Source organism: Parabacteroides sp. AF18-52, from assembly GCF_003479145.1.
In the GTDB taxonomy this organism is placed as follows: domain Bacteria; phylum Bacteroidota; class Bacteroidia; order Bacteroidales; family Tannerellaceae; genus Parabacteroides; species Parabacteroides faecis.
This window is the reverse complement of record NZ_QUGR01000013.1, coordinates 17,525-30,796: the sequence shown is the minus strand read 5'-3', so window position 1 is coordinate 30,796 and position 13,272 is coordinate 17,525. Positions and strand designations below refer to the sequence as shown.

Sequence of the window (13,272 nt, the reverse complement as noted above, 5' to 3'; positions counted from 1 at the left end):
CCGATATGAATAATTATGAACTATATACAGGATTAATCCTTTTACTGCCTCTGGCCGGGTTTATCACCTTGTCGCTGATCGGTAAACGGTTCACTCCACGTGGGGCCGGCATACTGGCTACCCTGTTACTGGTACTGACCGCGTTATTGTCGTGGGTAGTGGCTTATGGCTATTTCTTCGAGTTCGGCAAACAGGCAGGTATTTACCAACCTTGCCGCCTGATAGATTTCGAATGGCTGCCTTTCACCGATACGCTTTCGATCAATGTGGGCATAACCCTGACACCGATCATTGCAATGATGCTGATTGTTATCTCGACCGTGTCGCTGCTTGTCCACCTTTACAGTACCGGCTACATGAAGGGAGAAGAAAGATTAGGGAGTTATTTTGCTTACCTGCAACTGTTCACCTTCTCCATGCTGGGATTGGTGATGGCATTCAACATCTTCCAGATTTACTTTTTCTGGGAATTGGTCGGTGTTTCTTCCTTTCTGTTGATTGGATTTTATTTCAAACTGCCTGCCGCTATTGCAGCTGCGAAGAAGGCTTTTATCGTCACCCGTTTTGCCGACCTTGGATTTCTGATCGGCATCCTGATGCTGGGTACGGGAGCCGGTTCGTTCGATATTGAACAGATTATCAGTCGGCTCACCGATCCGGGATCATCTTACCTGGCAGCTTTTACAGACAGTTCCTTTCTTGGCTTTTCTACATTGACATGGGCGCTGCTGCTTGTCTTTGCCGGAGGTGCGGGTAAATCGGCAATCTTCCCATTGCATGTATGGCTACCGGATGCCATGGAGGGTCCTACCCCTGTCAGTGCCCTGATCCATGCAGCTACGATGGTCGTTGCCGGTGTCTTCCTGGTGGCACGGTTGTTCCCGGTTTATGCCATTTCGGCTCCGGCAGCACTGGAAGTGATAGCCATACTCAGTGCTTTTACAGCTTTGTTTGCCGCAATAATAGCCTGTACACAGACCGAATTAAAGAAAGTGCTGGCCTATTCTACGATCTCACAGATTGCCTACATGTTACTGGCGCTGGGGGTTGCCGGATGGAGCAAAGAGGCAGCCGAAGGATATACGGCTTCGATGTTCCATTTATTTACGCATGCATTCTTCAAAGCTGCTCTTTTCCTCTGCGCCGGAGTTATTATCCACATCGTACATTCGGGAAAACTGGAAGATATGGGAGGATTGCGAAGGAGCCTGCCCATTACACATATCGCTTTTCTACTGGCGGCTTTGTCTATCTCCGGATGTCCGTTCCTGTCCGGTTTCTTCAGTAAAGAAGCTATTCTGGCAGCGACATGGACAAGTCATCCGGTATTATATGTTGTCGCTCTGCTCACCAGCGGACTGACTGCTTTCTATATGTTTCGCATCTATTTCCTTGTCTTCTTCAATAAGAAAGCAACGGATGAAAAAGCACATGAACCCTGGCAAATGGCTTTACCACTGATCGTACTGACCATCGGCACTGTATTTGCAGGATATATTCCTTTCGGAGAATTGGTTAGTGCCGACGGAATGCCATATAAATTACATGTAAGCGTTCTATCGAGTCTTTTACCCGTATCTGCTGCGCTGATCGGGATTCTGACAGCAGCCTCATTCTATGCCGTACGCAATGACAGACCGACAATGTTTGCAAAGAGTCTGGGAGGCTTTTATCAATGGGCTTACCATAAGTTTTATATAGATACCGTGTACTTGTTCTTCGCCAAACAAGTGATGGATAAAGGATTCGGAGGCCTGTTCTCTTTTATAGACACTCATATCATACAGGGAACTCTTAACGGACTGGCGGAAGGAAGCTACTCTTTCAGTGTGCTGATTAAACGGATGCAATCCGGCCGTATTCAGACATACGCCTTCTTCTTTCTTGGAGGGGTTCTCTTAATGGCCATATTACTAATCATTCAATATATTTGATAAGATGGACTTACTAACGATACTTTTACTTATACCCGGTATTACGCTCGTCCTGTTATTCCTCGCCAGAGGGCAACAGACAGTCCGAAAGATAGCTATGGCCGGTGGAGCCATACAGTTACTCTATACAATCTTTCTGGCCTATTGCTTCATACAGGAGAAAATGACGGCAGGCAATATAAGCGGGTTACTCTTTACCGACTCGTTCAACTGGTTCGAACCGCTGAACATCAACTTCAGCTACGGGATCGACGGGATCTCGTTGTTGATGATATTACTTACTGCATTGGTAGTGTTCAGCGGCATTCTGGTCTCCGGAAACATCCGGGAACAATCCAAAGAGTTTTATGTCTTACTTACGCTGCTGGGCTTCGGAGCTTATGGCTTCTTTATAGCAACAGACTTGTTCATGCTTTTCTTCTTCCTGGAGATCGCTGTTATCCCGAAATACCTGCTCATCGGTATCTGGGGATCAGGTGCACACGAAAAGAATGCCATGAAACTGGCACTGATGCTGATGGGAGGTTCGGCACTGGTCTTTATCGGCATTGTCATGCTCTACTTCTTCAACGGGGATGTCTCAGACCATTTCACCTGGAATTTACAAGAGTTGGCTCAGACGCATCTTCCTGTATATTACCAACGGCCGTTGTACCTATTGACCTTTATTGGCTTCGGTGTATTCACAGCTCTCTTTCCTTTCCATTCCTGGGCTCCGGACGGTCACTCGTCGGCACCAACTGCCGCCTCTATGTTTCTGGCCGGTGTTTCTATGAAGTTGGGAGGATACGGATGTCTGCGGGTAGCCACCTTCCTGTTTCCCGAAGCAGCCGACGAATTATCATGGATATTTATCATTCTCGCTTCAACCGCTATCCTATACGGGGCTATCGTTACCTTAAAACAAAAAGACCTGAAGTATATGAATGCTTTCTCGTCTGTCAGCCACTGCGGATTTGTCATCTTAGGTATTGCAATGCTTACCCGCACAGCTATCACGGGAGCAGTGATGCAAATGGTTTCACATGGAGTAATGACAGCCCTCTTCTTCGGTGTGATCGGTATGATCTACCAACGTACACATACCCGGCAGATCAGCGAATTGGGAGGAGTACTTTATCAAGCTCCGTTCATCGGTTCCGCCTTCCTGATCGCCGGACTCTGCTCACTGGGGTTGCCGGGGATGAGTGGTTTCGTTTCCGAGATGACGATCTTTGTCGGTTCCTGGGAACGGGCTGGGATTTTCTACCGGATTGCAACTTTAATAGCCTGCTCATCTATCGTGATTACGGCCGTATATATTCTGCGGGCAGTAGGCTCGGTTATCTGGGGAGAAGTACGCAATAAGGCAGTCAAAAGCATGACAGATGCAACCCCCTCAGAGAGACTCGCATCAGTCTTGTTGATAGCTGCTATCTTCCTGATCGGAACATGTCCTTTTTGGGTGATTCGTTTGATCGACAGCGACAGTCTTGTTATTGCTCAGCGATTACTGACACAGGCTTTTCAATATTAACTTATAAAACAAAAGATTATGAGTACCGAACTCTTCACCATATTACGATTTGAACTGATAGTATGTGTCCTGATCTTTCTTCTGTTGGTCATGAAACTGATGGATGCGGATAAATCGTGCAAACAACTGCTTTGGACGGTCAATATTCTACTGTTCATTAATTTTGCAGCAAGCTTCCTGCATATCCCGACAGCGACATTGTTTAATGGGTTCTTCCGGACCAACGACCTGATCGAATTAGAAAAAACGATCCTTAACCTGGGTGTTCTACTGATCCCTTTGCTGGCCTCACGCTGGCTTTACAAACATGCAGAGATCAGTATCGAGTTTTATATCCTGATGCTTAGCAGCTTGTTAGGAGGCTTTATTACATTGTCGAGCGGCCACGTACTGATGCTGTATCTGGGAATAGAGATTTCAACCATTCCTATCGCTGCCCTGGCAAATTTCAATAAGCATGAACGGCGTTCGTCGGAAGCAGGTATTAAGTTCATTCTTTCTTCCGCCTTCTCTACAGGAATGCTTTTGTTCGGTATATCCTTGCTGTATGGAGCTTACGGAAACCTTAGTTTCGACTATTTACAGGCGAACCTGACTCCCGATCTGCTGACGCTGCTGGCTTTTGCCTTTATGATGGGCGGCTTCTTCTTCAAGATGTCGGCAGTCCCTTTCCATTTATGGGCAGCCGATGTGTACGAAGGTGCGCCGATGGCTGTAACCAGTTATCTATCAGTCGTATCCAAGTGTTCCATCGTTTTTGTTTTCGTATCCATCCTGATGACGGTATTTCAGCATTTGTCCGGTGAATGGCTTGAGATCATATCGGTCGTAGCCATCCTGAGTATGACAGTCGGTAACTTGTTCGCCATGCGCCAGCAAAACCTGAAGCGTTTGCTGGGGTTCTCCTCCATCTCACAGATCGGATTCGTATTGGTGGGTATTACGGGTAACAGTATCCTGGGGCTCGATTCCACCCTCTACTTCATGCTGATCTATGTACTGAGTAACATATGTTTCTTCGGTGTACTCGGAGCCGTTGCCGATGCGACAGGCAAAGAAGATTTGAATTCATTCAAAGGCTTCTACCGCACAAATCCGTTCCTGGCTTTGATGATGGGTGTCAGTTTGCTTTCGCTGGCAGGTGTACCTCCCACTTCCGGGTTCTTCGGGAAACTGTTCCTGCTGGCCTCCGCCATGGGTGACCGGATGTATATCCTGATTATTTTTGCAGGAATCAACCTGGTACTTTCGCTTTACAACTATCTGCGTATTATCAAATACATCTTTATCGATACACCTGAAGAACAGTTATGTGTCGGCAGGACAAAGGTAATGACAGCCACACTGATGTTTTGCTGTATTGCCATTCTTTGTATCGGATTCATCTCTTCCGTTTACCAGTATATCGACTGGGCCGGAAGGCAGACATTCTAATGAACTAAAAAAAGAAAAGACTGATAAGGATATGAACAAACTCCTTATCAGCCTCTTTTATGCCTAAAAATATACCACTTTTCATACGAGTAAATCATAAATAGTTTATATTTACAGCAGGAAACAAATGTATCAGCAACCACCTAATAGACTATTTATGAAACGGATTCTACTATTTTGCCTGATCTGTATCATGCCATCCGGCATTGTCGCTCAGATCGATAGCACACAATTCCTGTTGCAGCATTTCGAAAACGGGCATGTGTACTACAAAGACGGGCGGGTATTCAATGTTCCGCTAAATTACAGTCTCTTGATCAAGAAATTTTTATTCCGGGATAAATACGACAAAAATAACATCAAAGAGTTCTCTGAGCCGGACATGGTTGCAACGATTAAAATCGGGGAAAGAATATTCCTCCCGACTAAAGACGGGGCAACTGAGGTGTTACAGAAAGATCCGCCTATTTTCGTACAGTACAGAGGTTCATTAAAATGGGAAGGGAAACAAGTTGGCTACGGCGGCCGTTCGGAAACATCGGCTGTCGACAGTTATTCGTCGTTCCAGTCAGGCAGCACCATGCATAAACTGGAAACGGAAAAATTGATCCTGACCCGCATCGACAAGATCTTCCGGATAGAACGTAAAGGAAAACAATATCGCTTCATCAACGAAAAGCAATTCCTCAAAGCCTTTCCGAGCCATAAAAATGAACTAAAGAAATATGCCGATGACAATAAGATCGATTTTAACGACATCGATAACGTCTTACAAATCTACAACTACGCATCTGCACTAAAATAAAGTAGATACCAAATAAAAAGCCGGATACACGATGTGCACCCGGCTTTTCTATATTATAGATGTAAATTATCTACCCTGACGTTTACGTTCTGTTTCATCCAGGATGATCTTACGCATACGCATATTGTTCGGAGTGATTTCTACATATTCGTCTCCCTTGATATACTCCAGGGCATCTTCCAGACTGAATACAATAGGAGGAGCCAGAGATACTTTATCGTCTGAACCGGAAGCACGCATATTCGTCAGTTTCTTCGACTTTGTTACGTTAACTACCAGATCACCTTCCTTCGTATGCTCTCCCACTACTTGTCCGGCGTAAACTTCTTCCTGCGGAGCAATAAAGAAACGGCCACGTGACTGAAGATTGTTCAAAGCATAGGCAAACGCTGTTCCGGTCTCCATCGCAATGATAGAGCCATTGTTACGACGTTCGATATCTCCCTTCCACGGCTGATATTCCAGGAAGCGGTGAGCCATGATCGCTTCACCGGCAGAAGCTGTCAGAACAGCATTGTTCAAACCGATAATACCACGTGAAGGTATATTGAACTCAAGATGCATACGGTCGTTCTTGCTTTCCATCATCGTCATCTCACCTTTACGTTTTGTCACCATATCGATAATACGGCTGGATGATTCTTCCGGAAGATTGATTGTCAGCTGTTCTACCGGTTCGCATTTTACACCGTCTATTTCTTTGATGATAACCTGCGGCTGACCTACCTGCAATTCGTATCCTTCACGACGCATCGTTTCGATCAATACAGACAAGTGAAGCACACCACGACCATATACCAACCACGAATCGGCTGAATCGGTCGGAACCACACGCAATGCAAGGTTCTTATCCAACTCTTTCTGCAAACGTTCAAATATATGACGTGAAGTCACAAATTTACCGTCTTTACCGAAGAACGGAGAGTTATTGATCGTAAAGAGCATAGACATGGTCGGTTCGTCGATAGCGATTGTCGGCAATGCTTCCGGTTCATTCACATCGGCAATCGTTTCACCGATCTCAAAACCTTCGATCCCGATCACAGCACAAATATCACCTGATTGAACAGAAGATACTTTTGTACGGCCTAAACCTTCAAATACATCGACTTCCTTGATCTTTGATTTCACCATCGAACCGTCACGTTTACACAACATAACTTCCTGGCCTTCTTTCAGCTCTCCGCGATGAACACGTCCAACTGCGATACGTCCGACATATTTTGAAAAGTCCAGCGAAGTGATCAGCATCTGAGGAGTTCCCTCCAGCACTTTCGGTTCCGGTATATATTCAATAATAGCATCCAACAATGCCAGAATATCTTCTTTCGGTTCTTTCCAGTCGGTCGACATCCATCCCTGTTTTGCAGAACCATAGATTGTCGGGAAATCCAACTGCTCTTCCGTTGCGTCCAGGCTGAACATCAATTCGAAAACCATTTCCTGAACTTCCGACGGACGACAGTTCGGTTTGTCTACCTTATTAATAACCACAATCGGTTTCAATCCCAACTGGATTGCTTTTTGTAATACAAAACGAGTCTGAGGCATCGGCCCTTCAAACGCGTCGACCAACAACAAACAACCATCGGCCATGTTTAATACACGCTCTACCTCTCCTCCGAAATCGGCGTGACCCGGAGTATCAATAATATTGATTTTGTAATCTTTATAATTAATAGAGACATTCTTGGCCAAAATCGTAATTCCTCGTTCACGTTCCAAATCATTGTTGTCCATGAACTGATCCGGTTCTGCCTGTCCTTCACGGAAAAGCTTACCGGCTAATAACATCTTATCCACAAGCGTCGTTTTGCCGTGGTCTACGTGCGCGATAATCGCGATGTTTCTGAGTTTTTGCATCGAAGACTAATTTATTGGCTGCAAAAATACGACATTTTTACGATATATATATGTCATTCATGTCTCAAAATACAAAAAATAAGATGAAAAGTCTTGTATATCTCAAAGGAATGCCTACCTTTGCATCCGCTTAGATAATATAGTATCAATTTATTAAAGTACAAAGAATCATGTTTTTAGATTCAGAAAAGAAAAAAGAATTATTCGAAAAGTATGGCAAATCTGCAACTGACACAGGTTCAGCAGAAAGCCAGATCGCTTTGTTCACAGTTCGTATTGCACACTTGACAGAGCACCTGAAAAGTAATCACAAAGATTACAGCACTGAAAGAGCGCTGAAAATGTTGGTTGGTAAACGTCGTCGTTTATTGGACTATCTGATTAAAGTTGATATCAACAGATATCGTGCTATCATTAAAGAGCTTGGTATCAGAAAATAAGAAACTACTTCTCCGGAAGTTACAAAAGGGCAACTCATACAAGGGTTGCCCTTTTTTTCTTTCAGCAAATTACATGGTAAAATAAAATATTAATGTAAATTTGCGGCGTTTAGTTACAAATTAAAAGAAAATCTAAAATAAACATACTTATGGGAAACAACAAAATCATCGGAGCCAAAATTAAAAGTATCCGTGAATCAAAACAACTTTCCGTTGAAGAAGTAGCCGAACGCTCCGGCCTGAGTATCGAACAGATCGAACGCATAGAAGGTAATGTAGACTTTCCTTCACTGGCGCCACTTATCAAAATAGCACGGGTACTCGGTGTCCGTCTGGGAACATTCCTCGACGACCAGTCAGAACTGGGTCCGGTTATCTGCCGCAAAAAAGACAGCAACGATTCCAATAGCATCGGTTTCACCAACAATTCGATGGAAAACCGCAAACACATGGAATATCACTCCCTGTCACAGGATAAGTCCGGGCGGCATATGGAACCGTTCCTGATCGATGTTTCCCCATCAGAAGAAGGTGTTGATTTCGTTCTTTCCACACACGAAGGCGAAGAATTTATTTATGTACTGGCCGGCGTAGTTGAAATAAACTATGGGAAAAATACGTATTTACTGGAAGAAGGTGACAGTATTTACTACGATTCTATCGTTGCCCATCATGTTCACGCTGCAGCCGACAGCACAGCTAAAATACTTGGAGTTGTTTATACCCCGTACTAATTGACCGAAGGATATGGAAATACAATTACAGGACAAGACTTTAGGTCAATGGCTGGAACATTGGGCCACTTTGACGCCGGACAAGGAATACGTGGTTTATTCCGATCGTGACCTGCGTTTCACATGGAAAAAGTTTAACGAACGTGTCGACCGGATGGCGAAAGGTATGCTGTCTATCGGTGTCGAACACGGCACGCATGTTGGTATCTGGGCAACCAATGTACCTGACTGGCTGACATTCCTTTATGCAGCTGCCAAGATCGGGGCCGTTGCCGTTACGGTAAATACGAACTATAAGCAAAACGAACTGGAATTTCTGGTTGAAAATGCCGATATACATACCATGTGCATCACCGATGGTGTATTCGACGGAAGTTATATCGATATGATGTATTCCATGCTCCCCGAGTTAAAGGAATCACAACGCGGTTACCTGAAAAGCAAGCGTTTTCCACGACTGAAGAACGTGGTTTACATCGGTCAGGAGAAATACCGCGGCATGTACAATACACCGGAGTTGTTACTGCTGGGTGAAAACATCAGCGACGACAAACTGGAAGAAGCCAAAAAGCTCGTCAATTGCCACGATGTTGTCAATATGCAATATACCTCCGGTACGACAGGTTTCCCGAAAGGGGTTATGCTGACGCACTATAACATTGCCAACAACGGTTTGCTGACCGGCGAGCACATGAAATTTACTGCCGACGACAAACTATGTTGCTGCGTTCCCCTCTTCCACTGCTTCGGCGTGGTATTGGCATCCATGAACGTACTGACACACGGATGTACACAGGTGATGGTTGAGAAATTCGACCCGCTGGTCGTGCTGGCATCTATCCATAAAGAACGTTGTACGGCTCTTTACGGCGTACCGACCATGTTCATCGCCGAACTGAACCACCCGATGTTCCCGATGTTCGACCTTACCTCACTCCGCACCGGTATTATGGCCGGTTCACTCTGCCCGGTCGAACTGATGCGCCAGGTGGAAGAGAAAATGTATATGAAAGTAACCAGTGTATACGGCTTGACGGAGACATCTCCGGGTATGACGCACTCACGCATCGACGATCCGATGGAAGCACGTCATAACACGGTAGGACGCGACTTTGAATTTACGGAAGTGCGCGTTATCGACCCGGAAACCGGCGAAGAATGCCCGGTCGGTGTACAAGGAGAGATGTGTAACCGCGGTTACAATAACATGAAAGGTTATTACAACAACCCTGCCGCTACAGCCGAAGTCATCGATAAAGACGGTTTCCTTCATAGTGGCGACCTCGGTATAAAAGATGAAAACGGATATTATCGCATCACCGGCCGCATCAAGGATATGATTATCCGTGGCGGAGAAAATGTATATCCGCGTGAGATAGAAGAATTCTTGTATCACCTGGAAGGTGTGAAAGACGTGCAGGTGGCAGCCGTTCCGTCCAAGAAATACGGAGAGGAAGTAGGCGCTTTCATCATCCTGCATGAAGGTGTAACGATGACAGACGATGTGGTAAAAGATTTCTGCCGCGGCAAGATCGCCCGCCACAAGATACCGAAATACATCTTCTTCGTCGATACCTTCCCGATGACCGGCAGCGGAAAGATACAGAAGTTTAAACTGAAAGACCTCAGCCTCAAGTTGCTTGCCGAACAAGGCATTACTCCAGTATAAGTCCGGAATTTTATTACCGGTGCGCAGATGACGCTGATTAAGCAGATAACCGCAGATTTATCGTTTTAAATATAAATGAAATCTGTGTGAATCTGCTTAATCAGCGTTATTTGTATACTCTTTTATCGCCTTTTGCAGAATATCACCCATAATACTATTACACAACCGATTACAATTTCTTCGTAATTCCAAGCTCAGGAAACTCCGGTTTCCTGCCTGGGGAACTGTAATTTCCTGCCGAGGGAACTAGCGTTTCCTGCCTTGGAAACCAGAGTTTCCCAAGCGGGAAATTTTGAAGACACCAGGGGATGATTATGTTTGTCCCCAGGAATTATCTGAACAACCTAATAATTTCTTATCTTTGCCACACATTCAAAATAAGTATTATTTATGTCACAATTATTTCCAACTAATCTGCCTTATAAAGTGGCAGATATGAGTTTGGCAGACTTCGGTCGTAAAGAGATCGAGATCGCCGAACACGAAATGCCGGGACTGATGGCTCTGCGCCAGAAATATGCCGATCAGAAACCACTGAAAGGTGCCCGTATCACCGGCTCACTGCACATGACTATCCAGACTGCAGTGTTAATCGAAACATTAGTTGCGTTGGGAGCAGATGTACGCTGGGCAAGCTGTAACATCTTCTCTACACAGGACCATGCCGCTGCGGCTATCGCTGCCGATGGCGTTCCCGTTTTTGCCTGGAAAGGTGAAACGCTGGAAGAATACTGGTGGTGTACCGACATGGCACTTCGTTTCCCCGACGGGAAAGGCCCTCACATGATTGTTGACGATGGCGGAGATGCCTCTTTATTGGTTCACATGGGATACCGTGCCGAAGATAACGCAGAAACGATCAACCGTAAAGGCGGAAACCATGAGGAACAGGTAATTCTGGATACTTTACATCGCATCCTGGAAGAAGATAACGGACGCTGGCACCGTACAATTGCAGAAATGAAAGGTGTTTCGGAAGAGACAACCACCGGTGTACACCGCCTGTATCAGATGATGGAAAAAGGCGAACTGCTGGTTCCGGCTATCAATGTAAACGACTCCGTAACGAAGTCCAAATTCGATAACCTGTATGGTTGCCGCGAATCGTTGGCCGACGGTATCAAACGCGCTACCGACGTGATGATTGCCGGTAAAGTCGTTGTCGTTGCCGGATATGGCGATGTCGGTAAAGGTTGCGCCCATTCCATGCGTTCCTACGGGGCTCGTGTACTGGTTACGGAAATCGACCCGATCTGTGCTTTGCAGGCCGCTATGGAAGGCTTCGAAGTAACAACGATGGAAGATGCTGTGAAAGAAGGTAACATCTTCGTTACGACGACCGGTAACTGCGATATCATTACAATCGGTCATATGTCTCAGATGAAAGACCAGGCTATCGTATGTAATATCGGTCACTTCGACAATGAAATTCAGGTAGACAACCTGATCAACTACCCAAATATCCAGCACACCAATATCAAACCACAGGTAGACAAATATACTTTCCCGACAGGAAATTCTATCTTCCTGCTGGCAGAAGGCCGTCTGGTTAACTTAGGTTGTGCAACCGGTCACCCGTCATTCGTGATGAGTAACTCGTTCACCAACCAGGTGCTCGCACAGATGGATTTGTGGCAGATGGCTTATGAAGTAGGTGTTTACCGCCTGCCGAAACGTCTGGACGAAGAAGTAGCCCGCCTACATCTCGAACGGATCGGTGTGAAACTGTCTAAATTGAGTCCTAAGCAAGCTGAGTATATCGGAGTTCCGGTAGAAGGCCCATATAAGGCGGATCATTACAGATATTGAAACAAAGAGGACCTGACAGATGTATTGAAATACCCTGCCAGGTCCTTTTCTTTATTATACGTATCTTCAGGCTTTCTTCTTGTAATGTTTTTTTAGCTCTGCCTCCACATCCACTTGCTGTTTAAGAATCACTTTGCGGATAAATGCACCGATAAAGCCTATGCCATATCCTCCCAACTGAATAAAACTGGTAACAATCGAAAGCAATGCGATCGGCAAACTCTTATTGACCCAAAGGGATTCCAGAAAAAGAGCCAGTATATAAATTCCCAAAGGGAGTAAAGCCCAGGGACAAACCAAGGACGATAACAGTAAAAAGACCACTCCCAGAACAAAACAAGCAGGTAGCAGATGAACTAATTTCAAAGAGTCCGGATGCATCTGATATAAATCGACACGAGCCATCCCAAACACATATACCTGCCTGTAAAATGATTTAAGACTCACTCTGCGCTTATGATAAACATAAGCATCCGGGAACAGTTCCACTGTAAATCCAGCCTTACGGATACGTGTACTCAAGTCGATGTCTTCTCCAAACATATCCTTGAACCCACCCACTTTTTGATAAACCTCACGGGAGAATCCCATATTGAACGTACGGGGCACAAACTTTTCCAATCCTTTCTTACTTCCCCGGATACCACCGGTAGTCAGAAAAGAGGTCATCGAATAACTGATCGCTTTCTGCATCAGGGAAAAAGAAGAATGTGCCCTATCCGGACCACCGAAACAATCAGCCTTCGTTTCCTTCAGATAGTTTGTTACTTTCTCAAAATAATCTTCCGGAATAATACAGTCGGAATCAAAAAACAGTTGGTATTTCCCTTCGGCCCGTTCCATTCCATAATTCCGGGTCAGGCTCCGACCGGAATTGGGTTTAAAGAAATAACGGATATTCAATCTATCCTCATATTCCTTAACGACCTCATCACAAGGGACGGCAGAGCCGTCTTCCACAATCAGGACTTCAAAATCCTTACAGGTCTGATTGACCAGACTCTCCAACAATTCACGCACCTCAGCCGGGCGGTTATATACGGGTATTATGATTGAATAAGAAATCAT

10 protein-coding genes are annotated in these 13,272 nt (G+C 45.2%); 8 read left to right on the top strand and 2 right to left on the bottom strand.

What is annotated here, in order from left to right; translation table 11 throughout:
* Positions 1 to 5: 5 nt before the first annotated feature.
* The 4 genes from nuoL to DWX23_RS18715 all read left to right on the top strand — a co-directional run bounded on the left by nuoL (position 6) and on the right by DWX23_RS18715 (position 5,689).
* The gene (gene nuoL, locus DWX23_RS18730; protein ID WP_122375568.1) at positions 6 to 1,934 is read left to right on the top strand and encodes an NADH-quinone oxidoreductase subunit L; all 1,929 of its coding nucleotides are present in this window, start codon (positions 6 to 8) and stop codon (positions 1,932 to 1,934) included.
* Positions 1,935 to 1,938: 4 nt separating this feature from the next.
* Positions 1,939 to 3,450, top strand: a complete 1,512-nt coding sequence (locus DWX23_RS18725) for a NuoM family protein (protein ID WP_122375567.1) — start codon at positions 1,939 to 1,941, stop codon at positions 3,448 to 3,450.
* A gap of 18 nt (positions 3,451 to 3,468) precedes the next feature.
* Positions 3,469 to 4,884: an NADH-quinone oxidoreductase subunit N gene (locus tag DWX23_RS18720; protein WP_122375566.1), complete on the top strand. Its 1,416-nt coding sequence runs from the start codon at positions 3,469 to 3,471 to the stop codon at positions 4,882 to 4,884.
* A gap of 157 nt (positions 4,885 to 5,041) precedes the next feature.
* On the top strand, positions 5,042 to 5,689 hold the full coding sequence (locus tag DWX23_RS18715; protein ID WP_122375565.1) for a hypothetical protein: 648 nt from the start codon (positions 5,042 to 5,044) through the stop codon (positions 5,687 to 5,689).
* A gap of 66 nt (positions 5,690 to 5,755) precedes the next feature.
* Here the strand turns inward: DWX23_RS18715 and typA are convergent, their stop codons facing one another.
* Entirely contained in the window at positions 5,756 to 7,552 is a 1,797-nt protein-coding gene (gene typA / locus DWX23_RS18710; RefSeq protein ID WP_122356033.1) for a translational GTPase TypA, read from the bottom strand.
* A gap of 170 nt (positions 7,553 to 7,722) precedes the next feature.
* On the opposite strand from typA, the gene rpsO reads away from it, so the two are divergent.
* From rpsO to ahcY, 4 genes are all read left to right on the top strand, one after another.
* Positions 7,723 to 7,992, top strand: coding sequence for a 30S ribosomal protein S15 (gene rpsO, locus DWX23_RS18705; protein WP_122356031.1), 270 nt, complete (start codon positions 7,723 to 7,725; stop codon positions 7,990 to 7,992).
* A gap of 149 nt (positions 7,993 to 8,141) precedes the next feature.
* The gene (locus DWX23_RS18700; RefSeq protein ID WP_122356029.1) at positions 8,142 to 8,726 is read left to right on the top strand and encodes a helix-turn-helix domain-containing protein; all 585 of its coding nucleotides are present in this window, start codon (positions 8,142 to 8,144) and stop codon (positions 8,724 to 8,726) included.
* Between the two features lie 13 nt (positions 8,727 to 8,739).
* Positions 8,740 to 10,395, top strand: a complete 1,656-nt coding sequence (locus tag DWX23_RS18695) for an AMP-binding protein (protein ID WP_122356027.1) — start codon at positions 8,740 to 8,742, stop codon at positions 10,393 to 10,395.
* A 390-nt stretch (positions 10,396 to 10,785) separates the two neighbouring features.
* The gene (gene ahcY, locus DWX23_RS18690) at positions 10,786 to 12,204 is read left to right on the top strand and encodes an adenosylhomocysteinase (RefSeq protein ID WP_122356024.1); all 1,419 of its coding nucleotides are present in this window, start codon (positions 10,786 to 10,788) and stop codon (positions 12,202 to 12,204) included.
* Positions 12,205 to 12,270: 66 nt separating this feature from the next.
* Here the strand turns inward: ahcY and DWX23_RS18685 are convergent, their stop codons facing one another.
* Positions 12,271 to 13,272 carry a glycosyltransferase gene (locus DWX23_RS18685; RefSeq protein WP_122375564.1) on the bottom strand — a complete coding sequence of 334 codons (1,002 nt, stop codon included), beginning with the start codon at positions 13,270 to 13,272 and terminating at the stop codon, positions 12,271 to 12,273.